The sequence below is a fragment of the Streptomyces sp. UC4497 genome, from assembly GCF_054871485.1.
The window spans coordinates 270,937-291,932 of record NZ_JBTYHB010000001.1 but is presented as its reverse complement, the minus strand read 5'-3'; the positions used below and the strand labels follow the sequence as shown (position 1 = coordinate 291,932).

General features: G+C 71.2%; 21 protein-coding genes. 9 read left to right on the top strand and 12 right to left on the bottom strand.

Annotation, left to right across the window (positions count from 1 at the left end; genetic code table 11):
* Positions 1 to 90: 90 nt before the first annotated feature.
* From ACYSUO_RS01250 to ACYSUO_RS01240, 3 genes are all read right to left on the bottom strand, one after another.
* Positions 91 to 1,641 (bottom strand): MFS transporter, encoded by a 1,551-nt coding sequence (locus ACYSUO_RS01250; protein WP_461774079.1) that lies wholly within the window; start codon positions 1,639 to 1,641, stop codon positions 91 to 93.
* Positions 1,642 to 2,197: 556 nt separating this feature from the next.
* Positions 2,198 to 2,692 (bottom strand): hypothetical protein, encoded by a 495-nt coding sequence (locus ACYSUO_RS01245; RefSeq protein ID WP_461774078.1) that lies wholly within the window; start codon positions 2,690 to 2,692, stop codon positions 2,198 to 2,200.
* Positions 2,693 to 2,806: 114 nt separating this feature from the next.
* Complete coding sequence (locus ACYSUO_RS01240) at positions 2,807 to 3,208, bottom strand: DUF3592 domain-containing protein (protein WP_461774077.1); 402 nt, start codon at positions 3,206 to 3,208, stop codon at positions 2,807 to 2,809.
* A 169-nt stretch (positions 3,209 to 3,377) separates the two neighbouring features.
* Between ACYSUO_RS01240 and ACYSUO_RS01235 the strand changes: the two genes are divergently transcribed.
* Positions 3,378 to 5,033: a tetratricopeptide repeat protein gene (locus tag ACYSUO_RS01235; RefSeq protein ID WP_461774076.1), complete on the top strand. Its 1,656-nt coding sequence runs from the start codon at positions 3,378 to 3,380 to the stop codon at positions 5,031 to 5,033.
* Here the strand turns inward: ACYSUO_RS01235 and ACYSUO_RS01230 are convergent.
* From ACYSUO_RS01230 to ACYSUO_RS01220, 3 genes are all read right to left on the bottom strand, one after another.
* The gene (locus tag ACYSUO_RS01230; protein ID WP_461774075.1) at positions 5,005 to 5,769 is read right to left on the bottom strand and encodes a hypothetical protein; all 765 of its coding nucleotides are present in this window, start codon (positions 5,767 to 5,769) and stop codon (positions 5,005 to 5,007) included. The two genes, ACYSUO_RS01235 and ACYSUO_RS01230, sit on opposite strands and share 29 nt — an antisense overlap.
* Before the next feature lie 139 nt (positions 5,770 to 5,908).
* The gene (locus tag ACYSUO_RS01225) at positions 5,909 to 6,622 is read right to left on the bottom strand and encodes a TetR/AcrR family transcriptional regulator (protein ID WP_461774074.1); all 714 of its coding nucleotides are present in this window, start codon (positions 6,620 to 6,622) and stop codon (positions 5,909 to 5,911) included.
* Positions 6,623 to 6,652: 30 nt separating this feature from the next.
* Positions 6,653 to 7,858 carry a serine hydrolase domain-containing protein gene (locus ACYSUO_RS01220; protein WP_461774073.1) on the bottom strand — a complete coding sequence of 402 codons (1,206 nt, stop codon included), beginning with the start codon at positions 7,856 to 7,858 and terminating at the stop codon, positions 6,653 to 6,655.
* 243 nt (positions 7,859 to 8,101) lie between these two features.
* On the opposite strand from ACYSUO_RS01220, the gene ACYSUO_RS01215 reads away from it, so the two are divergent.
* Together ACYSUO_RS01215 and ACYSUO_RS01210 are read left to right on the top strand one after the other, a co-directional pair.
* The gene (locus ACYSUO_RS01215) at positions 8,102 to 8,983 is read left to right on the top strand and encodes a universal stress protein (RefSeq protein WP_461774072.1); all 882 of its coding nucleotides are present in this window, start codon (positions 8,102 to 8,104) and stop codon (positions 8,981 to 8,983) included.
* A 144-nt stretch (positions 8,984 to 9,127) separates the two neighbouring features.
* A complete protein-coding gene (locus ACYSUO_RS01210) occupies positions 9,128 to 9,349 on the top strand; it encodes a hypothetical protein (RefSeq protein WP_461774071.1) in 222 nt (73 codons plus the stop codon).
* A 2-nt stretch (positions 9,350 to 9,351) separates the two neighbouring features.
* On the opposite strand, the gene ACYSUO_RS01205 is transcribed toward ACYSUO_RS01210, so the two are convergent.
* Positions 9,352 to 10,044, bottom strand: a complete 693-nt coding sequence (locus ACYSUO_RS01205; protein ID WP_461774070.1) for a DUF899 domain-containing protein — start codon at positions 10,042 to 10,044, stop codon at positions 9,352 to 9,354.
* A gap of 185 nt (positions 10,045 to 10,229) precedes the next feature.
* On the opposite strand from ACYSUO_RS01205, the gene ACYSUO_RS01200 reads away from it, so the two are divergent.
* The gene (locus ACYSUO_RS01200) at positions 10,230 to 11,747 is read left to right on the top strand and encodes a hypothetical protein (RefSeq protein WP_461774069.1); all 1,518 of its coding nucleotides are present in this window, start codon (positions 10,230 to 10,232) and stop codon (positions 11,745 to 11,747) included.
* A 49-nt stretch (positions 11,748 to 11,796) separates the two neighbouring features.
* On the opposite strand, the gene ACYSUO_RS01195 is transcribed toward ACYSUO_RS01200, so the two are convergent.
* The 3 genes from ACYSUO_RS01195 to ACYSUO_RS01185 all read right to left on the bottom strand — a co-directional run bounded on the left by ACYSUO_RS01195 (position 11,797) and on the right by ACYSUO_RS01185 (position 13,812).
* Positions 11,797 to 12,612, bottom strand: coding sequence for an SAM-dependent methyltransferase (locus ACYSUO_RS01195; RefSeq protein ID WP_461774068.1), 816 nt, complete (start codon positions 12,610 to 12,612; stop codon positions 11,797 to 11,799).
* A gap of 82 nt (positions 12,613 to 12,694) precedes the next feature.
* The gene (locus ACYSUO_RS01190) at positions 12,695 to 12,946 is read right to left on the bottom strand and encodes a DUF397 domain-containing protein (protein WP_426896469.1); all 252 of its coding nucleotides are present in this window, start codon (positions 12,944 to 12,946) and stop codon (positions 12,695 to 12,697) included.
* Positions 12,943 to 13,812, bottom strand: coding sequence for a helix-turn-helix domain-containing protein (locus ACYSUO_RS01185; protein ID WP_461774067.1), 870 nt, complete (start codon positions 13,810 to 13,812; stop codon positions 12,943 to 12,945). The genes ACYSUO_RS01190 and ACYSUO_RS01185 overlap by 4 nt, the downstream gene beginning before the upstream one ends.
* Positions 13,813 to 14,147: 335 nt before the next feature.
* Between ACYSUO_RS01185 and ACYSUO_RS01180 the strand changes: the two genes are divergently transcribed.
* Both ACYSUO_RS01180 and ACYSUO_RS01175 read left to right on the top strand, forming a co-directional pair.
* A complete protein-coding gene (locus ACYSUO_RS01180) occupies positions 14,148 to 14,582 on the top strand; it encodes an ATP-binding protein (protein ID WP_461774362.1) in 435 nt (144 codons plus the stop codon).
* A gap of 94 nt (positions 14,583 to 14,676) precedes the next feature.
* Entirely contained in the window at positions 14,677 to 15,054 is a 378-nt protein-coding gene (locus ACYSUO_RS01175) for a recombinase family protein (RefSeq protein WP_461774066.1), read from the top strand.
* Here the strand turns inward: ACYSUO_RS01175 and ACYSUO_RS01170 are convergent.
* Both ACYSUO_RS01170 and ACYSUO_RS01165 read right to left on the bottom strand, forming a co-directional pair.
* Positions 15,029 to 16,198 (bottom strand): acyl-CoA dehydrogenase family protein, encoded by a 1,170-nt coding sequence (locus ACYSUO_RS01170; protein WP_461774065.1) that lies wholly within the window; start codon positions 16,196 to 16,198, stop codon positions 15,029 to 15,031. The genes ACYSUO_RS01175 and ACYSUO_RS01170 overlap by 26 nt on opposite strands.
* 71 nt (positions 16,199 to 16,269) lie before the next feature.
* Positions 16,270 to 17,484: a CaiB/BaiF CoA transferase family protein gene (locus tag ACYSUO_RS01165; protein WP_461774064.1), complete on the bottom strand. Its 1,215-nt coding sequence runs from the start codon at positions 17,482 to 17,484 to the stop codon at positions 16,270 to 16,272.
* Between the two features lie 166 nt (positions 17,485 to 17,650).
* Here ACYSUO_RS01165 and ACYSUO_RS01160 point away from each other — a divergent pair, with 166 nt between their 5' ends.
* The 3 genes from ACYSUO_RS01160 (at position 17,651) to ACYSUO_RS01150 (ending at position 20,975) form a co-directional block, all read left to right on the top strand.
* Positions 17,651 to 18,607: a LysR family transcriptional regulator gene (locus tag ACYSUO_RS01160; protein WP_461774063.1), complete on the top strand. Its 957-nt coding sequence runs from the start codon at positions 17,651 to 17,653 to the stop codon at positions 18,605 to 18,607.
* Positions 18,608 to 18,654: 47 nt separating this feature from the next.
* Positions 18,655 to 19,467 (top strand): alpha/beta fold hydrolase, encoded by an 813-nt coding sequence (locus ACYSUO_RS01155; protein ID WP_461774062.1) that lies wholly within the window; start codon positions 18,655 to 18,657, stop codon positions 19,465 to 19,467.
* A 158-nt stretch (positions 19,468 to 19,625) separates the two neighbouring features.
* Positions 19,626 to 20,975 carry an MFS transporter gene (locus tag ACYSUO_RS01150; protein WP_461774061.1) on the top strand — a complete coding sequence of 450 codons (1,350 nt, stop codon included), beginning with the start codon at positions 19,626 to 19,628 and terminating at the stop codon, positions 20,973 to 20,975.
* Positions 20,976 to 20,996 lie beyond the last annotated feature (21 nt).

Here is a 20,996-nt window from a genome sequence, read left to right as displayed (position 1 = left end):
CGGGGCGACAACCCCATGCTCGTTCCCGTGCTGGAGCGGTTACGGATCGCCCGCCGCGGGCCGGGACGGCCACGACACGGCCCCGGCTCGCTAGGCCGGTGCGTCGTTTCCGGTGTGCTTCGGCGTCTTGAGCCGTACGGTGAGGCCCGCTACCAGGGCGGCGAGCAGCAGGACGCCCGCCGAGCACCAGTAGGCGACGGAGAAGCCGTGCACCATGCCTTCGTCGAGGGTCGACCCACCGTGGGCTGGATCGTGCACGTGCGAGTGGACGTAACGGCTGGTGGCGCCGGTGGCGATGGTGTTGAGCAGTACGGTGCCCAGCGAAGCGCCCATCTGCTGAACGGTGTTGAGGACGGCCGAGGCCACACCGGCGTCCTGCGCGGGCACACCGGCGGTGGCCGTCGCGTAGACCGGCATGAAGGTCAGGCCCATGCCCAGACCGAGCAGCAGCAGGGCGGGCAGCACGTGCGTGACGTACTGCGCGTGCACGGTCAGGCCGCTGAGCAGCACCATGCCGGCGGCGGCCAGCACCATGCCGGACGACATCAGGGTGCGCGGTGCCGTGCGTGGCAGCAGGCGGGCCGCGATCTGGGTCGCGCCGATGACGATCCCGGCCGAGATCGGCACGAAGGCCAGGCCCGTTCGCACCGGCGGGTAGCCGAGGACGACCTGCAGGTAGTACGTCAGGAACAGGAAGGCGCCGAACATGCCGATGGTGGCGAGGCCCATCGTCGCGAGCGATCCGGCCCGGACGCGGTCCTTGACGATGCGCAGCGGCAGCAGTGGGTTCGCCGCGCGGCTCTGCCACCACACGAAGGCGACGAGCAGGAGCACGCCGGCCACGAGCGGCATGAGCACCAACGGGCTGGACCAGCCGCGAGGTTGGGCCTCGCTGAAGCCGTACACGAGGGCGACGAGCCCGCCGCAGGCCAGCAGCGCGCCCGGCACGTCCAGGTGCCCGGCCCGGCGGCCGGAGCGGTCGCGCAGGAAGGCCGGTGCGCCGAGCAGGGCGGCCAGCGCGATGGGCACGTTGACGTACAGGGACCAGCGCCAGTTCAGGTACTCGGTCAGCAGACCGCCCACGATCAGCCCGACCGCGCTGCCGCCGCCGGCCAGCGCACCGTAGACCCCGAACGCCCTGGCCCGCTCCTTGGGATCGGTGAACGTCGTCGACAGCAGCGACAGGGCCGAGGGCGCCAGGACCGCCGCGAACGCGCCTTGCAGGGCCCGCGCCGCGAACAGCATCCCGGGACCGGCCGCCGCGCCGCCCAGCGCGGACGCCGCGGCGAACCCGGCCAGGCCGATGACGAAGGTGCGCTTGCGGCCCACCAGATCGGCGATCCGCCCGCCGAGCAGCAGCAGCCCGCCGAAGGCCAGTGTGTAGGCGGTGATCACCCACTGCCGGTCGGCGTCCGACATGCCGAGAGCGTGCTGGGCGGAGGGCAGCGCGATGTTCACGATGGTGCCGTCAAGGATCACCATCAGCTGGGCGAGGGCGATGACGGCCAGCGCCCACCAGCGCTTCGGATCCGGTGACGGCGCTGGAGGCGCAGCGAGAACCTCGCGGTCCGGGGAACGGTCGGTAGCAGCGGTGGAAGGGGCGGACGGGAGGGATTCCCCTCCGGGACGTTTCTTGCTCATGGCGATCACGCACGTTTCGTGTCGAAGTGCTGTCGAGACAGCCGGCCAGGGACGGTCGCAGTGGCGGCGACGGGCCGGTGTACGCAGCACGGGGACACGGCATGGCGACAGGGCAGCGGGAACCGCGGACAGCACCCGGGGCCTGCCTCACCAGCTACGTGTCAACTCACGCCGGTGCTCTTGCCGGTCGTGAGGCGGAAAGTGCCGAGATCACGGTGACCAGCAAAAGAAGGGCCCGTCTTCGGGCACGCGCCCCCGCGGACCGCGCGGCGACCAACCGGGCAGGCCAGGACATCTCGTGACGCGGCATCTCAGGAAGATGCCGAAGACAAGAAACAAGAAGGGGGAAGAGTTACCGCGCGCCGAAGAGGAGGGAGGGCACACGGCCGGAGGCAACTATGGCCGCAACGCATTCAGCACGGTCCATGTCTCTCGCCTCCTTCCGGGCAGGGCACGCGGTGCGTGTCGACGCCGAGCGCGCCGAGCGGGGCGGCAGAGGACCTGCCGCGCGAAATCCCGGACACGATAACCCATCGACGCCACCGCGCGACCGGAATTACCGACCGCCCGCGCACACGGAAGGGGTTTGACGTCCAGCACGCCCCAGGTGCCGAGTAGTCCTGCGCCCCTGGCTCATCGGGTCACTACGAACGGATTGGCCCGCCGGGCCGCCAAGGTGAACCAGGCACGACCAGGTCTGCGGGTCCTCCGGGACCGGCGTGCGATTGACGGTCCGGCCGTCGTTTCCCGTCCCGGTCCAGAAGGCACCGTGGTCGCGGTCCCACATGGCATCGAGGAAGTCGCCGGCGACGTCCGCCCGGCCGGCCCACTCGCTCTCGCCCGCCGCCGCGAGACCACGATAGAAGCCCGCGACATCGGCGTTGTGCTCGCTGGACTTCCAACGCACGACATCACCCTGCGCGTTGACACCCCCGGCGTACCCGGGCACGCCGGCCCGCTTCAGGTCGGCGTCCGTGCCCCGGGCGCAGTAGGCGATGACCACGAGGGCGACGTCGTACGTGAAGGCGATCGTGGAGTGGTGCCGCGCCATGTACCCACCGGTGTAGCTGCGCGGCAGACCGTGCGGGCTACCGGCCGCGTCGTCGACCCGCCGGTCCAGGAACTCGTACGCACGCCGTACGGCATCCTGCGCCGTACCGTCAGGTCACCCTCGACCGAGCACGAACACGCCACCAGCGAAGATGACGGCTCCGACGAGGGAGAAGAGGAACAGCCCGCCAGTGGCGTAGCCGTCGATGGCCATCCGCCGCGGCTTGGCCGGATCGTAGAAGACCGTGACCGGTGTGCCGGGTCGCAGCGTTGAGGACCGGCCCTTTCCGAACGACGACCGGGACTCCACCAGACTGCCGTCGCCGGCCCGGTACTGGACGATCGGGTGGTAGGACGTCCCGTCACGGCCGGAGCTCGCGTCCAACCGGACGACGGTGCCCGACGCCCGCTCGCCGTTGCGCCGCAGCCATCGCCTCTTGAACAGGCTCCCGGCGCCCGCGACCCCGAACACCGCACCGAATGCCATGAGAGATATCGCCGCCTCCACTGGCCCCATGAACTCTTGTCTCCTCCTCGATCGCGGTGTGCACACCTCAACGGCTCCCAGGTACGGAAGGCCCAGGAGCCAGCATCCACCTTCGCACCCTTCTTCGGCTCGGCGCGCACGGCGTGCAGGTCACGGAAGTTGGAGATGAAGCAAGGCCCGTTGAGGGACCATCGGTTGCATGGGGATCGACGGTCTGAGGCGGCAGTACGACGACAGTGTCCGCACGCTGGGCGAGGATCATCCGCGTACGCTCGCTGCCTGCGGGGAGCTGGCCCATGCGTACTACCGGGAGCGGAACTACGTAGAGGCGTTCGGGGCGCAGGAGAGGCTCCTGGCCGGTGTGGTGCGGGTCGTCGGGGCGGACGAACACGTCACCGTGTCCACGCTCGCGAACCTCGCCTCCATCTGGTTCGCCGGATGGCTCGCGGACGATCGGCCCGAACAGGCCGTGCCGCTCTATGAGTTGGCCGTCGCGGAGCGGCGACGGGTCAGCGGGCCCGATGATCCCGGCACCCTCTCCGCGCGCAACGACCTCGCCACCGCATATCTGACGTCCGGTCAGGCCGAGCGTGCCGCCGCGGCTTTCGAGCACACCCTCGCCGACTGTCTGCGCGTGCTCGGCGACGGGCACGCGCTGACCGGGACGGTGCGTGCCAATCTCGATTCCCTGAAGGTCCTGCCCGCCAGGCGTGAGCGGGACGAGAGCGCGCTGACCCGTGAGATCGCGACGGCGTTCACCGAGGTACTGGGGCTGTGGCCCACCGTGGACGGCGGGCGGATCAGCGTGGAGATACCGGCGATCGGCGAGACACTCAGCCTGCCCGTCTGTGACATCAAGCGCGTCACGAGGAGTCACACACCGACGGGTGACCCGGCGCTCGAGTTCGTGATGATCGACGGCGACGACGTCAGGCCGCTGATCGTCCTCGCCGACGACGTGGTGTTCGCCCCTGAGGACCCGGTGCGGGTGCTCCAGTCGCCGATTCCGGTGGTGGTATCGGACGCGCCGCCGCTGATCAGCCATGCCGAGACCCTCGCCACCGCCGAGCGCTTCGCGACGGCCGCCGGGGAGCCGGGCGTGAACCTCGACACCGTCTCGGCGAGGGGTCTGCTGGTGCGCTGCGAGATCGCGGGCGCGCTCCGGTTCGGTCTGCGTTCGCTGGAGGCCGTCGCGTGGTGGCAGCGGGGCTGGGAGGCGTGCGCGGACGACTGGAGTCTGCCGCCCTTCCCGAAGGACCCGGTCTGGGACCATCTGGTGCGCTGCGGGGTCGGTCTGGTACTGGAACCAAACGTTGCGGCGCCGCGCGCCCAAGTCAGGGAAGGTGAAAGGCAGTTGGTGGCCGGCCTCACGGTCGCGGAGTTCAGGTCGTTGGAGCCGAGGCTGCTCGTCGGCCGGCTGGACGAGGAGTTCATCGAGATCTGGAAGTCGCTGGTGCCGATCACCCCGGCGACGTTCACCGATCTGCTCCTGGACCGGCTGACCGGGGCACAGGCGGAGGTCGTTCTCTACCCGGAGGGTGCCGGCAGCGTCGACCTGGTGCTGCGGGACGGCGGGGAGAACCGGGCCGTGCTGCAACTCCGGTTCGACTTCCGGACGAAGGACATCACCATGGACGAGGTCCGCATCGCGGCGGACGCGCGGGGGAGCGGACTCTTCCAGCGCCTGCAGTTCAACACCGAGCGGCTCGCCGGGGCCCTCAGCCTCGACGCGATCCGGATCCTGGCCACCGGCGCGGGCTCTCTGGCCTTCGCCAAGGCGGGGTTCCCACGGGACCCCGAGCTGTACGAGAAGGTGAACAAGCCCGCTACTGGGCAGGGGTCCGGCCGGGCCTAGCCACCCCCTGCTTCGGCACCAACTGCCGCCGCAGCCGCGCCATCGCCTCGGGGCCCACGGCCTCCTGCACGGAGTCCACGAGTTGTTGGCACAGGGCGCCGGCGCGCGCCAGTTCGTCCCTGGCGTCCGCCAACTCGTCCCTGACGGCGGCAGCGTGGCGCGTCGCCGCGGCGCGGCTGAGGTCGCGCACCTCGCGGGCGCGTGCGGCGCGCATGCCTTCGCCGACGGCCAGGAGGTAGTCCGTGCGGTCGTCGGCCAGCCCGTCCGGGGTCGCGTGGGCGCTGCCGACGGCGAGGGCCTCGTCCAGCGCCGCTCTCGGCAGGAAGAACAGGGTCGTCGTCGACAGCGCGCTCATCGTGGCCTGGTGCTGCCACCGCGCCAGCAGGCCGGACTTCGCGTCGAGGAGGGGCGCGAGCTGCACGTAGACCTCCGCGTCGACGGTGGCCATCAGCACCTGACACTCGACGAGGGTGCCGCGCAGTGCGCCGACCGCCTCCGCCTGGACGTTCACAAGACGCACGAACTCCTGCGCCGTACCCGGCCCGTCGGCACCGTCGAGCAGGTCGTCGGCGAGGGCCAGCAGCCGGTCACCACGTACGCACAGATCCTGCAGCTCCACCGCGCAGCGCAGCAGCGCGGCCGCCACATCGGTGTCCTGCGCGGTGCGCCGGAGCGTGACGAGACCCGCGCCGAACTGGGCGAGCAACTCCGCGAGCTTGGACAGCAATCCGAACACGGCCCGGTCTCCTTCACCCGACGCGACGATGGTCGGCGCCCCCATCGTCTCCGCCCCATCGTCTCCGCGCCCCATCGTCGTGGATGTTCGGCGGCCGCGGGGCCATATCGTCTCATCAAGGCTTCCGCGACTTGCCTCATCAAGGCTTTCGCGGCGCCCGCATCTCCACCGCGTCGAGCAGCAGCCCGAGTACGGTCTCGAACTGGTCGTCCTCGTCGGCGTCGGCCAGGTGCGGGGCGACCGACGCGAGGTGCGGATAGGCGGTCGGCGACACGGCCAGGTATTCGCGCCGCCACGCCAGCCGGTCGCCCTCCCGGGCCGTGCTGTCCAGCGCGGCGACGGCCGCCTCCTGGGCGCCCATGGCGAGGGCGGTGTCGGCGAGCGCGCGGTAGTAGCGGGCGGCCTCGCGGTCGCCGAAACCGGCCTGCCGCAGCGCGCCGATGACGAGGTCCGCGCCCCGGAACTCGGCGTCGCGGCGGGAGACCCGGCCGGCCACGGCGGCGGCGACCTGCGGGTGGGTGAGGCAGGCACCACGTACCCGGCGGGCGAGGCCGGCCAGGGTCTCGCGCCAGGAATCGGTCGGCTCGTACCCCGTGACCGCCTCCTCGATCAGCTGCTCGGCGAGCCCGAGGAGGATCTCCTCCTTGCCGGAGAAGTGGCGCAGCACGGCAGTGTGGTTGGAGCCGAGCTCGGCGCCGAGGCGGCGCAGGGTGAGGGCGTCCGGGCCCTCGCGTGCGAGGAGGGCGCGGGCGGCGTCCAGGATCCGGTCCCGGTTGAGGGCGGTGGACGGTGGCCGGCCGCGCCGGGCGGTGCGGGCGGCCGGTGCCGGCGTGCTGCCGCCGTGGTCTGTCATGGCGCCAATCCTATGCACCGGCCCGCCCGATCACTCCGCCGTGGCGAGGTGGGTGACCAGGGCCGAAAGCGCCGCCACGGTCTCGGCGTCCCGGTCCGGATCCTCGGCCGCGGGCCAGGCACTCGTCTTCACCACGACGACGTCCGCCACCGGATCGACCCACAGGAACTGCCCGTAGATGCCGAGCCCGGTGAAGGCGCGGTGCTTGCCGCCGAGCGTCCACCACTGGTTCGCGTAGCCGTAGTGCGCGGGGTACAACTCGCTGAGCGCCCCCGGCCGCAGGAACTCCTTACCGCTCCCACGGCCACGCTCGACCCACTCATTGGGGACGATCTGCTCCCCGTCGACGGCCCCGCCGCGCGCCATGAGCAGCCCCACCCGGGCCATGTCCCGCACCGTCGCATTGAACGACCCGCCGCCGACGGCGGTCCGGGGGCGGCTGCGCGAGAGTCCGTAGTACGCGGCCGTCTCCGCGCCGATCCTGCTCCACAGCCGCTCGGAGGCGTACTGCGCAAGCGGCATGCCGGTGGCGGCCTCGACCACCCAGCCGAGGACCTGCGTATCGAGGGTCGAGTAGTTGAAGAACGTGCCGGGGGCCGCTCCGGGATCGACGGAACGAACCACGTCGAGCACCGACCCACGCCCGGTCACGGCCCGCATCAGACGGTTGACGGGCGCCTGCGGGTCCTCGTAGTCCTCGACGCCGCCGGCCCCGCTCGTCATGTCCAGCAGATCCGCGATCGTCGGCCCGTCGAAGGCCGACCCGGCCAGCTCGGGGCAGTACGTCACCACCTTGTCGTCGACCGAGCCCACCGTGCCCTCCGCCAGGGCGATACCGAGCAGCACCGACGTCACCGACTTGGTGAGGGAGAAGAGCTGGAAGCGCCGAGCGGGCCCGCCGAACCGGCCCGGATAGCTCTCGTGCACGAGCCGCCCGCGGTGCAGGACGGCGAACCCCGTGGTGTGCGTCCGCGCGTGCAGCTCCTCCAGGGTGCGGCGCGTGCCGCGGAACTCGTACGTGAACGCGGGCGGCATGTCACCCGATGGCAGCGGGCGCACCTGCTCGGCGGCGGGCACGGCCGCCACCGGCAGCACCGTCGACATGTGCGTGAACGTCCACTCGTTCAGGGGCCGCCGGAACGCGACCTCCTCCTGGTGCCGCCACAGCCACGCCATCCCGGCCCCGGCGGCCGCGACCGCCGTGCCGCCCGCCATCCATCGCGCTGTGCGTGCCATACGTGTGCTCCCCGGGGCTCGAACCGACTGATGAACCAGCGATTTATGAACCAATGGTGACACCGCTGGTTCGGCCAGGGCAATGGGGTGTCGACGACGGGCTGGGGGCCCGGCCTCCCGGGGCTCGCCGTGCGCCGCCCGGCAGGCCGGGTCACGCTGGAACCGGGCCGCGAAGACGGCCACGGACGGTGCCAGGGAACGACAGGGAACGACGGGGAACGTCAGGGAACAGGGAGTGCACGCATGGCAGGCCATGTGCTGGTCGGGGCCGACGGGTCCGAGTCGAGTCTGGAGGCCGTGTCGGTCGCGGCCCGGGAGGCGCGGGAGCGTGGCCTCGGGCTGCGTATCGTGCACGCGTTCATCTGGCCGCACATGCGTGCCGCCGGGCTCGCAGCGGCGGCGGAAGCGCTGCGCGGGCAGGCCGGCTCCGTGGTGACGGCGGCCGTCGAGCACGCCCGCGCCGCGGAGCCGGACCTGGGCGACATCGAGGGCGAGGTCGTCACGGGCGAGGCGCTGACCGTCCTGACGGCCCGCTCGAAGGAGGCGGCCCTGGTCGTCGTCGGCAGCCGAGGCCTGGGCGCCTTCACCGGGCTGCTGATCGGCTCGGTCGCCGTGTACCTGGCCGCCCACGCCGAATGCCCCGTCCTCGTCGTTCGGGGGCGGGCGGAGCCGGACGGCCTCGTCGCCGTCGCCGTGGACTCGTCGGGCGACGCGCAGGCCGCGGTCGACGCGGCGTTCGGCGAGGCCGAGCGCCGCGGCACCGGACTGCTCGCCCTGCACGTCTGGAACACCTGGTCCGCCGAGGGACCTGGCCACCACGGCGCGCTGAGCCCGCTCGTGTCCAACATCAGCGAACTGCGCAAGCAGGCCGGACAGACCCTCACCGACGCCCTCGCCCCCGGGCTTGCCGCGCACCCGCACATCTCCGTGGAGCGGCGACTCCTTGAGGGCAGGGTGCGCCCGGTCCTGATCGAGGCGTCGAAGGAGGCGCGCATGATCGTCGTGGGCGCCCGGGGCCGGGGCGGCTTCAAGGGCCTGATCATGGGCTCGGTCAGCCAGGCCCTGCTCCTTCACGCGGATTGCCCGGTCCTCGTCGTACGCGGCGGCGCGGAGCACCACGAGTGACCGTTTCCGGAGGTCAACCGGGCACTCCGGGCCAGGGTTCGGTGAGCGCTCCTCACTGTGCGTGATGTCGCGGTTGGACACTCCCGGGGCGCGTCTGGCAAGGTCGCCGGTCCGATCCCGTGAAGACCCGATGGGAGGGGCGCGATGACCGAAGTGAACACGATCGGCGTTGAGGAAGCGACAGCCGTCGCCCGGCTGCGCATGAACACCACGACACTGGACATCCCCAAGGACTTCGACCGCTGGTCGCCCGACGAGATGTCGGAATGGCTGGAGCAGACCGAGGACGACCCGGACGTCTCCGACACCGACTTCTACGAAGCCCAGCAGACCGTGCACCGCGTGCTCGGTGTCGAGGACGCCTGACCTCAGCCGCGCTCGCCGTACGCCTCCGCGATCTCCTGCGGTGACGCCCACCGGCTGTAGGTCGGCGACTTGGGCCAACCCGCGGGGGAGTCCTGCCACTCCTCCTGCCGACCGTACGGCAGCAGGTCAACCAGGCCGAACAGATAGCTCAGCTGCTCGGTTCCGCGGCCGTCGGTGTGCCAGGTGCGGTACACGGTGTCGCCGTCCCGCAGGAACACATTGACCGCGAACCCGGCGTTCGGCGGTGCGCCGAGGTCGGCCCCGAACTCGCTGTTCGCGGTGGAGTACCAGGTCATCGTGTTGCCGACCTTGCGCCGGTACGCGAGCGCCTCGTCGATCGGCCCCTGCGTGACGATCACGAAGCGGGCGTCGAACTTCTCGAGCCCCGCGAGCCGCGTGAACTGGGACGTGAAGCCGGTGCAGCCACCGCACTGCCACTCCGCGCCCTCGTGCCACATGTGGTGATAGACGATCAACTGCGGTTGCTCACCGAAGACTTCGGTGAGCCGCACCGGACCGTCCTCGCCCTCCAGTACGTACTCGGGCAGCTCGACCATCGGCAGCCGGCGCCGCTGCGCGGCGATGGCGTCGAGCTCCCGCGTGGCTGCCTTCTCACGGACCCGCAGCGCCGCCAGTTCCTTCTCCCACGTGGAGCGGTCGACGACGGGCGGCAGGGCCTTGCCGGTGGTGGACATGGGGCCTCCGGACGGTGGGGCGCTTGCGCGCTGTTTGGTCGTTCGCAGGGGTGGACTGCACGGGGCGCCAAAAGTCATCGGTCGCACGGACCGGCTCGCAGTGGTCCGGAAGGCCTCTCGTAGGGTGCCTTCGAGGCCCCGTCGACCAACGGGGCCGGCGCGGGACCGAGTACGGGGGAGTGGCATTGCGGATACGCGGACAGGGGCGGCGCCTCGGAGAGCGGGCCGCGGCGCTGGTGACCGGGGCGCTGCTGGCCGTGACCGGGGCGGCGACGCCGGTCGTCGCCGCGGAGGAGCCGGGCGGTCGGGTCCGGCTCACGCTCGACGTGCCAGAGGCGTCCGGTCTTTACGACCCCGATGAGGGTGCCGGAGCGCGATTCGAGGCCCCCAGGATGCTCGTGAAACCGCACGGCGGCGTGGCCCGCAATGTCGAGATCACTGTGGACGCCCGGGAGCTGAAGGACGTCGGCACGCTGACTCCCGGGCATCGCTGTACGGGGGACGACGACGTGTTCCGCTGCCGCTTCGACCCGCGTTCCCTGCGTTACGCGACGCACTTCAGCCCGTTCTACCTGCGTGGCGAGGACGGGGCCGCCCCCGGGGACGGCGGGGCCGTGCACATCACCGCGCGCGCCGACAACGCCGCGGCGGTGCGCGCGGACATGCGGATGGAGATCCAGCCGCCCGACCTGACGTCCGCCGGGGCGGAGCGGGTGCCCGGTCTGGTCGAGCCGGGAGAGCCGGTCGCGCTGCGGCCGGGCCTCGCCAACGAGAGCCGCTGGCCGGTCGAGCGGTTCGCGCTGCGCATGAGCGCCTACGGCCGCCATCTGTCGGTGGACCAGAAGTACCGCAACTGCTGGTACCCCGAGGCCGGGGACGACGCCTCGGACGAGGGGCTGGCGGGGACCGAACTCGTCTGGTGCGAGTTCGACACACCACTGCCGCCGCACAGCGCGTGGCGGATCGCCCGGCCGATGACCGGCCACCTGGACGCGGACATGCCCGCGGAGAGCGTCCGCTATCAACTGCTCTACGGAGTACGGGACAAGGGGGTCTATCCGCACCGGGGGAGTGGCCCGGAGCTGAAGCTCGAACGCGTTCCCACCAGTGACATCAAGGCCGGTGACAACACGAACGCCTGGGGCGCACTGATCGTGCGCGGCACCGCGCAGGTCGACTACGCGCCGGTCGTCGAGGGAGCCGTCCGCGGCAAGATCGGGCAGACCGTGAGCGTGCGCATCGGCGCGCGCAACGTCAACGGGGGCAAGCTGCCCGGCATCACCCCGGACCGCTTCGAGATCGTCCCGCCGGAGGGCACCACGATCACCGGCACGCCGTACACGGTGGACGGCGACCCCATGACGAACGCGTGCGACCGCCCGGCGAAGGGCTCCCGCGCGTGGCGGTGCCGCTTGCGCAGTGACGCGTTCGAGCAGATCGACGGCCGCAAGGGCGCGCGCACCTCCGTGACCGTCCGCGTCCGCATCGACGACGACGTGCCCGGTGCGCGAGGCACGGTCCGCGTCGTCGGCAAGTACGACCGTACCCACGGCAACGACAGCACCGCGCTGCCGGCCGACGTCCACGGCCGCGTGCGGACCATCTCCCCGCTCGCCATCGGCGGGGCGGCCGGGGGTGGTGCCGTGGTCGTCGTGGGAGGTCTGGTGCTGGCGCGCCGGTACCGGAGGAACCGGCGCGGCTGAGGGCCGCGCATACGGTTCACGCCGACCGGCGCCAACGGCCGGGCCCCGCTCAGTGCTTGATGCCCACGCCCGCCAGCAGGCTGATCTCGGCGTCCGCGATCTCCGTCCCGTCCTCGGGGTTGTCGCGGCGCCAGCGGTGGCAGCAGATGATGCCGGGGTCGATCAGGTCGAGCCCGTCGAAGAAGCGGCGGACGTCGCTGTGCGAGCGGAACTGCACCGGCGTCCCGGAGTTGGTGTACGCCTCCGCCACCCCGTTCCACGTCTCGGGGTCGAAGTCGGGCGTGCAGTGGTTCATGGCGAGGGCGCTGCCGGCCGGGAGCGGTTCGAGCAGCCGGCGCACGATCGCGTACGGGTCGTGCGGGTCGGTGACGAAGTGCATCAGCGCGTTGAGCGACAGCGCGATGGGCTTGGTGAAGTCCAGGACCTCGGCGTCCTGCACGGCGTCAAGGAGCGAGTCGGGGTCGGTGACGTTGGCCTCGATGTAGGCCGTGCGTCCCTGGGACGTGCTGCGCATGAGGCGCTCGGCGTACTTGAGGACGAGCGGGTCGTTGTCGGCGTACACGACGCGGGCCTCGGGCACGAGGGACTGGGCGACCTGGTGCAGATTGGGCTCGGTGGGGATGCCGGTGCCGATGTCGAGCCACTGGCGGATGCCGTGCTCCTGCGCGAGGACGCGGGTGGCACGGTGCATGAACGCGCGGTTCTCACGGGCGGTGACAGGCAGGCCGGGGTGGGCCTTGGCGGCGACCATGGCCGCCTCCTTGTCGACCTCGAAGTGGTCCTTGCCACCGAGGAAGTAGTCGTACATCCGGGCCGAGTGGGCCTTGCTCGTGTCGAGGTCCCGGCCGGACTGCCTGGTGGTCATGTGCTCCCCTTCGTAGGTGTGGGTGTCGGTCCTCAGGCCGGGAACCGTATAGGTGTCGGTGTCCGTCCCGCAGGCCGCCGGCTCATCCGGCGGCCAAGTGATCGGCCATGCCCTGCTTGACGCCGCGGACGAACGCGGCGATCTCCTCCGGCGTGTAGATGAGCGCCGGTCCTGCCGGGTCGGTCGACTGCCGCACGGCCACGCGGCCGTCGGCGAGCAGCTTCGTCTCGACGCACTGTCCACCGTTGGGCCCGCTCCAGGGGCGCTCCCAGCCCTGCTCCCCGAGGTTGCGGGCCGGCATCCCGTTGTAGACGCCCTCTTCGACGACCGTCATGTTGAGTACTCCTTGCGCATACGGTTCAAGAGCGCCCTGCTGTCATCCGACGACGTCAGCAGCGCCAAACGCGAATGCGCCTCAAGATGGGCGACCACGTCCGCGCGCTGGTCCAAATAGACGGATGCGGACAGGAGTTCGCTGTAAACGATGTCGGGCAGCTCTGGTTCCTCGAACCGGAAGTACGTGAACGGTGCGCACGCCCCGACATGTGCGCCTGCGGAGAAGGGCACGATGTCCAGGCTGATGTGCGCGAGCTCCGACACGTCCAGGAGGCGCTCGATCTGCTCCCGCATCACGTCGGCGCTGCCCACCTCCTTGTGCAGGACGGCCTCTTCCATGACCACCCACAACGTGGGGGCGTCCTCCTTCTCCAGCAGGCCCTGGCGGCGCAGCCGCAGCGCGACCCGGCGCTCGAGGTCCTCCTCGCTGCCGTTCGGCAGGCCGCCGCGCAGCACGGCGCGCGCGTAATCGGGGGTCTGCAAGAGGCCCGTGACGTACTGGGGTTCGTAGGTGCGCAGGGTCTTTGCGTCGGTCTCCAGGCTGACGTAGGCGGTGAACCAGCTGGGGACGGCGTCCCGGTAGGAGTGCCACCAGCCCGGCTCGTTGGCCTGCTCGGCCAGGTCGACGAACTCGTCGATCTCCTGGCGGCCCGCGCCGAAGGTCTCCAGGAGCTTCTCCACATAGAGAGGCTTCAGCGCTACTTCGGCCTTTTCCAGCCGGCGGATCGTCAGGGTCTTCACGCGCAGTGCCCTTGCCGCGTCCTCCAGCGAGGCACCGGCAGCCAGTCGCATATCCTGCAGCCTGCGGCCGAGGATCATGCGCAGCACTGTCGGCGCGCTGGTGCCGGACCGGGCCTCACTCACGCCCTACCTCCCTGAAGCTTCATCAACAAGACCATTCTTGCAGTGACTTGATGATGACGCCAGAGTGATACCCCGCTTGCTGAAATTATCAGGGAGTCGGTTGCAGCGTGAGCGTGATCACGCGCATAGTTGCACTGTGAGCGGTCACGGCACGGCTCTGACGCAGCATCCGGCCCGGAGGGGGCGCGCGGTGCTGCCGTCGTCGTCGGCATGCCAACGCCGGGCGTCTGCCTGGGCCCGTGCCTCTCACAGCTCGAGCTGTAGCCCGCACCCCCACACCGCGCCCGCCCCGCGGAAGGCACTGGAAGGCGACATTCGTGACTCTCCCCACGCCCCTGACCCCGGCGTCGTCCCCCGCTTTAGCCACGCCCGGGCGGGAGTACTGGTTCGGACTTCCCGCGCTGCGCACGAGCGCGAGAGCCGCCCGCGACACCGTGCGCGAGCGGCTCCGATCCTGGGGGGTGCCCGGCGACACCTGCTGCGACGCGGTGCTGCTGATCTCCGAGCTGACGACGAACGCGCTGCTGCACACGGACAGCGATCACGTCCTGTGCGGCCTCAGGCTGACCGGCGACGAGCGGAGCCTGCGCATCGAACTGCACGACGACAGCCCCACCCCGGTGCAGCCGCCCGAGCACCGCGCGGGCCCCGGCGAGGAGGGCGGGCGAGGCCTGTTCCTCGTCCAGCAGCTCGCGAACCGCTGGGGCTCCGCGCGCTCGTCGCGGGCCGAAGGAAAGGTTGTCTGGGCCGAGTTGACGGCCTTCTCCTGAGTCCATGGAGACCGGAAGGGGTCGCGCGGCCCCGCCCTTTCACCCTCGCGCGGCGAGGAATCCATTCTCCTCGAGCCACCCACAGGAGGCGCCCATGACCCCCCACTGCGACACCGCTTCACCCGCCGTGCTGTACGTATGTGCCGACCGGACCCCGGAGGCGTCCGGGACGGCCACGCAGTGCGCGCAGACGGAAGGCCGCGCGTTCGCCCAGGAGCGCGGTCTGACGATCGCCGAGGTCGTCACCGACACCTACGGAGAGCCCGACCCGGCCCGGCGCACGGGCTGGCGACGGGTGCGGCAGCTGGTCCGGGCCGGCGATGTCACCGCGGTCCTCGTCCGCTGGCCCTGCGCGATCGCCCCGGAGTCCGCGCACGAACTCCGGCACAGAGAGACGAGCTGGCTCCGGGACCACGGTGTGCGCGTCCGCTACACCTGGGCGCCGCTCACGCGTCCAGGCCCCCTCGCTTGACGAGCTGAGCCGCGATCACGTTCCGCTGGATCTCGTTCGTGCCCTCGCCGACGATCATCAGTGGCGCGTCGCGGAAGTAGCGTTCGACGTCGTACTCGGTGGAGTAGCCGTAACCGCCGTGAATGCGGACGGCGTTGAGGGCGATCTCCATCGCCGCTTCGGACGCGTACAGCTTCGCCATCCCCGCCTCCATGTCGACCCGCCGGCCCGCGTCGTACTCCCGGGCCGCGTGCAGGGTCAGCTGGCGGGCCGCGGTGAGCTTGGTGGCCATGTCGGCGAGATAGTGGCCGATCGCCTGGTGCTGCCAGATCGGCTTGCCGAACGACTCCCGCTCCTGCGCGTACGCGAGCGAGTCCTCCAGGGCGGCACGGCCGACGCCGAGGGCGCGCGAGGCGACCTGAAGACGGCCGGTCTCCAGGCCCTTCATCATCTGGCCGAATCCCTTGCCCTCCGCCCCGCCGAGGACACTGCCGGCGGCGGCGACGTACCCGTCGAAGGACAGCTCGCAGCTCTCGACCCCCTTGTAGCCCAGCTTGGGCAGGTCGCGGGAGACGGTGAGCCCAGGACCGTGCTCGACGAGCAGGATCGAGATGCCCCTGTGGGTGGGCGTCGTGTCCGGGTCGGTCTTGCACAGCAGGGCGATGAGGCCGGAGCGGCGGGAGTTGGTGATCCACGTCTTGGAGCCGCTCACGACATACGTGCCGTCGTCCTGGCGGCGGGCCGTGGTGCGCATCGCCTGCAGGTCACTGCCGCCGCCCGGTTCGGTCAGCGCCATCGTCGCGCGCAGCTCGCCGGTCGCCATGCGCGGCAGATACGTCGCCTTCTGCTCCTCGGTCCCGTAGAGGGTGAGCAGCTTGGCGACGACGGTGTGCCCGCCCATCGCGCCCGCGAGGCTCATCCAGCCGCGCGCGAGCTCCTCGGTGATCAGGACATAGGCGGGCATGGAGACGGGGGTGCCGCCGAACTCCTCCGGGACGGCGAGCCCGTAGATACCCATGTCCTTCATCTGTTCGATGAGGGCCTCCGGGTAGGTGTTGGCGTGCTCCAACTCCTGTGCGACCGGCTTGACCTGCTTGTCGACGAAGTCGTGCACGGTCTCGACGACGAACCGCTCGTCGCTGTCCAGGGCGTCCAGGGTGCTCACGGGGCCTTCTCCTCTGCTTGTCGCTGTGTCGCTGTGTCGCTGTGTTGCCGTGTTCGGGGGAGGGGGAGTGTTCAGATCGCGCCCGCTGCGCGCAGGTCCGCGATCTGTTCGGCGGTGCGTCCCCGCTCCTTCAGGAGTCGTTCGGTGTGCTCGCCGAGAGCCGGGACCGGGTCCATCCGGGGGTCGATTCCGGCCAGATCGGCCGGGGGCCGCAGCGCCTGGACGGGGCCGCCGGGTGTGCCCACCTCGTGCCAGCGCCCGCGTCCTGCGAGCACCGGGTGGTCGAGGAACTCGGCGACGTCGTTGACGCCCGCGTTCGCGATGCCCGCCGCGTCGAGCGCCTCGGCGGCGTCGGCGCCCTCGCACTGCTGGAAGCGCTCGGCGATGACGACGTTCAGCTCGTCGCGGTGGGTGACGCGGGCGGAGCCGGTGGCGAAGCGCGGGTCCGCGGTCAACTCGGGCCGCTGGAGGAACTGTTCGCACAGCGCGCGCCACTCGCGTTCGTTCTGTACGGAGATCAGGATCTGCTTGCCGTCGCGTGCGGGGTAGGCGCCGTACGGGGCGATGGTGGCGTGCTGGGTGCCGATGCGTGGCGGCTGGGTCCCGCCGTAGCGGGTGTAGTTGGCGGGCTGGCCCATCCACTCCGCGAGCGCCTCGAACAGTGACACCTCCACGGCGCGTGCGACACCCGTGGTCGCGCGGGTGAACAGGGCGGTGAGGATGCCGGTGTAGGCGTACATCCCGGCGGCGATGTCGGCGATCGACACGCCCGCCCGCGCGGCCTCCCGCGCCGTGCCGGTGAGCGAGACCAGGCCGGTCTGGCACTGCACCAGCATGTCGTACGCCTTGCGGTCGGCCCAGGGCCCGCTGGTGCCGTAGCCGGAGACGGTGCACGGGATCAGGCGCGGGTACTTCTCCGCCAGCGTGGCCGCGTCGAGGCCGAGGCGGGCGGCGGCGCCTGGGCCGAGGTTCTGCACGAACACATCGGCGTCCGCAAGGAGTTCGTCGAGGAGTTCGCGCCCGGCCGGGGACTTCACGTCCAGCGTCAGCGACTCCTTGCCGCGGTTCAGCCAGACGAAATAGCTCGACTCGCCGTGCACCGTGGAGTCGTAGCGGCGGGCGAAGTCGCCGCCGTCGGGCCGCTCCACCTTGATGACGCGGGCGCCGAGGTCGGCCAGTTGGCGCGTGGCGAAGGGAGCGGCCACGGCCTGTTCGAGGCTGACGACGGTGATCCCGGACAGCGGGTGCTGCGGCGGTGCGGCGGCACGGTCGGTCGTCCCGGTCATGCGGTGACCTCCAGGAGCGGGGGTGGTCATGTGGCGTGCACGGGGTGGCCGGCGGGCGGCCGCACCGTGACGACTAACATCATGGGTCTTCATGGCAATGCTCGGGAAATAGCAAATCGTGATGCCGCCATGCGCGGCGCGGATGGCAGGCAAGGGGCGGGGTGCGATGGACATCAAGCAGCTCAAGGCGCTGGTGACAGTGGCCGAGGTGGGCAGCGTCACGCGGGCCGCGACGGTGCTGCACCTCGTTCAGCCCGCCGTCACCCGCCAGATCCGCACCCTGGAGGAGGAGTTGGGCGTGCCGCTCTTCGAGCGGACCCGGCAGGGCATGCGGCCGACCGAGGCCGGAGCGGCCGTCGTGGAGCGGGCCCGGCGGGCGCTGCACGAGCTGGAGCGCGCCCGCGCGGAGGTGCGGCCCACGCCCGGCGAGGTGTCCGGCATCGTGACCGTCGGCCTGCTGGAGAGCACCCTCGAACTGCTCGCGGAACCACTGGTGACGGCCATGCGCGAGGCCCACCCGGGCGTGCGGCTGCGGGTGATGACCGCGTACTCGGGCCATCTGCAGCAGTGGCTCGACGACGGCGACCTCGATCTGTCGCTGCTCTACAACCTCGACAGCGCGCCCTCCCTGAACGTACGGCCCCTGGTGCGCGAGCGGCTGTGGGTGGCGGCCCCACCGGAGGCCGGGCTCCGGGCCGAGCGCCCCGTCCCGTTTGCGGAGGCGGCGGCGCGCCCGCTCGTGATGCCGACGTCCGGGCACGCGCTGCGCGCGCTCATCGAATCGGCCGCGGCCCGCGCGGGCGCCCGCATCGAGGTCGCGGCGCAGACCAACTCGATGCCCGTACAGAAACAGCTCGCCCGGGCCGGACACGGCTGGACGATCCTGCCCGGCGTGGGCATCGCCGAGGACGTCGCGGCCGGCGAGCTCAGCGCCGCGCCCCTGTGCGAGCCCGCCGCGTGGCGCTCCATCGTGCTGGGCACACCCCGCACCGGCCGCACACCACCCGCCGTGAACGTCGTCGCGCAGGAACTGGTGCGCCAGGTCAACGCCGCCGTGGAGAACGGCAGATGGCCCTCGGCGCGGCTCCCCGAGACGGAGGACGGAGCGGCAGGAGAGCAGTGACACCCGACGACCACGACACCTTCCACGGACAGCGCCCCAGGAGAACCATGCCCGACCCCCACCACCTCGAAGCCACCACGCCCGCGGCCGACGGAACCACGCTCGCCTACCAGACCCGCGGCACCGGCCACCCGCTCGTCCTCCTCGCCGGACAGGCCAACAACCACCACTGGTGGGACGCCGTACGCGACGACTTCCACCCGGCCCACCGCACCATCACGCTCGACTACCGGGGCACGGGCGCAAGCGGCAAGCCCGAGGCTCAAGAGGGCTACTCCACCCGGCAGTTCGCGGACGACGTGATCGCCGTGCTCGACGCCCTCGGGATCGAGCGCACCGACCTGTACGGCACCTCCATGGGCGGACGGGTCGCGCAATGGGTCGCCGCACGCCACCCGGACCGGATCCGGCGGCTCGTCCTCGGCTGCACCTCGCCCGGCGGGCCGCACGCGGTGGAGCGCGACGCCGAGGTGCGCCGCGCGCTGGTCAGTCCCGAACCGGGCGCCGCCGAGGAGGCGCTGACCGACCTCATGTACACACCCGCCTGGCGCGCCGCCCACCCCGGCCCGTACGGCACACTCGGCGACCCCGACATGCCGCCGCACGCCCGCCGCGGCCACCTGCGCGCCAGCAACCGGCACGACGCATGGGACGCGCTGCCGCACATCACCGCGCCCACGCTCATCCTCCACGGCGACCAGGACCGGCTCACCCCGCCGGACAACCTGCCGCTGCTCGCCGACCGCATCCCCGACGCCACGACGCGACTGTTTCCCGGCGCGCGCCACGCCTACTTCGAGGAGTGCCGGACGGAGGCCGGGGAGGCGGTCCTCGACTTCCTCGACGGGGCGCCGAGGTAACGCCGTCCGCGGGGATGTGCCCGCGGACACCCATGCTCCCCATGCATGGGCACATCATGATTTTCTATTGTTCCGCATCCCGCATCAGCGCTCATGATGAGTGGCGTTTGAGCCGCCCGACCACCTCGTATCGAGCACTGAGTACGGAGACGCCACGGATGAGCAAGACACCGGCCCCCAGCCCACCCTCCCGCGTCACCGCGAACGTCGTGCGCGGCTGTCTGGGCAACCTCATCGAGTGGTACGACTGGTTCGCCTACGCCACCTTCAGCGTCTACTTCGCGCCGGTGTTCTTCCCGGAAGGCAGCCAGACCGCCCAACTCCTGTCCACCGCCGTCGTGTTCGCGGTCGGCTTCCTGATGCGGCCGCTCGGTGGCTGGCTCCTCGGCGCCTACGCGGACCGGTTCGGCCGCCGACGGGCGCTCACCCTCTCCGTACTGCTGATGAGCGCCGGGTCACTCGTCATCGCCCTGTCGCCGGGACATGACGTCATCGGCCTGTGGGCGCCCGCCCTGCTCGTCGTGGCGCGCCTGGCCCAAGGCTTGTCCGTCGGCGGTGAGTTCGGCTCCAGCGCCTCCTACCTCTCCGAGGTGGCACCGACCGGACGACGCGGCTTCTACTCCAGCTTCCAGTACGTGTCCATCGTGCTCGGCCAGCTCTCCGCGCTGCTCGTGGCGATCGTCCTCCAGAACGTGCTCACCGAGGCCCAACTGGCCAGCTGGGGCTGGCGCATCCCGTTCGTCGTCGGGGCGGTGGCCGGACTCACCGTCATGTACCTGCGGCGCACCATGGAGGAGTCCGAGCACTTCCAGAAGGAACAGGCACGCGCCACCGACGGCGAACGCAAGGGGCTCGTCGCCCTGTTCAAGGAGTACCCGCGCCAACTGCTCGCCGTGTTCGGCCTCGCCATCGGCGGCACCGTCGCCTTCTACACGTACACCACCTATCTGCAGAAGTACCTCGTGAACACCGCGGGCATCCCCAAGTCGACCGTGACGGTCATCGGCTTCGCGGCCCTCTTCGTCTACATGCTGCTGCAACCGCTGGTCGGCGCGCTGTCCGACCGGGTGGGCCGCCGCCCCGTCATGTTCGGCTTCTCGATCGGCTGCATGGTGCTCACCGTCCCGGTGATGACCTTCCTGGGACACACCAGCAACCCGTGGGTCGCCTTCCTCCTGATGACCCTCGCCCTCGCGTTCGTCACCGGCTACTCGGCCCTCGCCGCCATCGTCAAGGCCGAGATGTTCCCCACCAAGGTGCGTGCCCTGGGCGTCGGCCTCCCGCACGCCCTCGTCACCGCCACCTTCGGCGGACTGACCGAGCCGGTCGCGCTGGCCCTCAAGCAGAACGGCCACGAGACCGTGTTCTTCTGGTACGTGACCGGATGCGTCGCCCTCACGCTGCTGGCCACGCTCCTCGTGCGCGAGCCGTCCCGCGACTCCCGCCTGGAGACCGAACCGGGCACCGCGGCCGCCCCCGCCGAGCGCTCCGCCACGACCACCGCGTGACACCCGCCCCTCAACGGAAGG

Bases quoted from the DNA above. Each gene is read 5' to 3' on its own strand.
- ACYSUO_RS01250 (WP_461774079.1), bottom strand. From the start codon at position 1,641: ATGAGCAAGAAACGTCCCGGAGGGGAATCCCTCCCGTCCGCCCCTTCC.
- ACYSUO_RS01245 (WP_461774078.1), bottom strand. From the start codon at position 2,692: ATGGCGCGGCACCACTCCACGATCGCCTTCACGTACGACGTCGCCCTC.
- ACYSUO_RS01240 (WP_461774077.1), bottom strand. From the start codon at position 3,208: ATGGGGCCAGTGGAGGCGGCGATATCTCTCATGGCATTCGGTGCGGTG.
- ACYSUO_RS01235 (WP_461774076.1), top strand. From the start codon at position 3,378: ATGGGGATCGACGGTCTGAGGCGGCAGTACGACGACAGTGTCCGCACG.
- ACYSUO_RS01225 (WP_461774074.1), bottom strand. From the start codon at position 6,622: ATGACAGACCACGGCGGCAGCACGCCGGCACCGGCCGCCCGCACCGCC.
- ACYSUO_RS01220 (WP_461774073.1), bottom strand. From the start codon at position 7,858: ATGGCACGCACAGCGCGATGGATGGCGGGCGGCACGGCGGTCGCGGCC.
- ACYSUO_RS01215 (WP_461774072.1), top strand. From the start codon at position 8,102: ATGGCAGGCCATGTGCTGGTCGGGGCCGACGGGTCCGAGTCGAGTCTG.
- ACYSUO_RS01210 (WP_461774071.1), top strand. From the start codon at position 9,128: ATGACCGAAGTGAACACGATCGGCGTTGAGGAAGCGACAGCCGTCGCC.
- ACYSUO_RS01205 (WP_461774070.1), bottom strand. From the start codon at position 10,044: ATGTCCACCACCGGCAAGGCCCTGCCGCCCGTCGTCGACCGCTCCACG.
- ACYSUO_RS01195 (WP_461774068.1), bottom strand. From the start codon at position 12,612: ATGACCACCAGGCAGTCCGGCCGGGACCTCGACACGAGCAAGGCCCAC.
- ACYSUO_RS01190 (WP_426896469.1), bottom strand. From the start codon at position 12,946: ATGACGGTCGTCGAAGAGGGCGTCTACAACGGGATGCCGGCCCGCAAC.
- ACYSUO_RS01175 (WP_461774066.1), top strand. From the start codon at position 14,677: ATGACCCCCCACTGCGACACCGCTTCACCCGCCGTGCTGTACGTATGT.
- ACYSUO_RS01165 (WP_461774064.1), bottom strand. From the start codon at position 17,484: ATGACCGGGACGACCGACCGTGCCGCCGCACCGCCGCAGCACCCGCTG.
- ACYSUO_RS01160 (WP_461774063.1), top strand. From the start codon at position 17,651: ATGGACATCAAGCAGCTCAAGGCGCTGGTGACAGTGGCCGAGGTGGGC.
- ACYSUO_RS01155 (WP_461774062.1), top strand. From the start codon at position 18,655: ATGCCCGACCCCCACCACCTCGAAGCCACCACGCCCGCGGCCGACGGA.
- ACYSUO_RS01150 (WP_461774061.1), top strand. From the start codon at position 19,626: ATGAGCAAGACACCGGCCCCCAGCCCACCCTCCCGCGTCACCGCGAAC.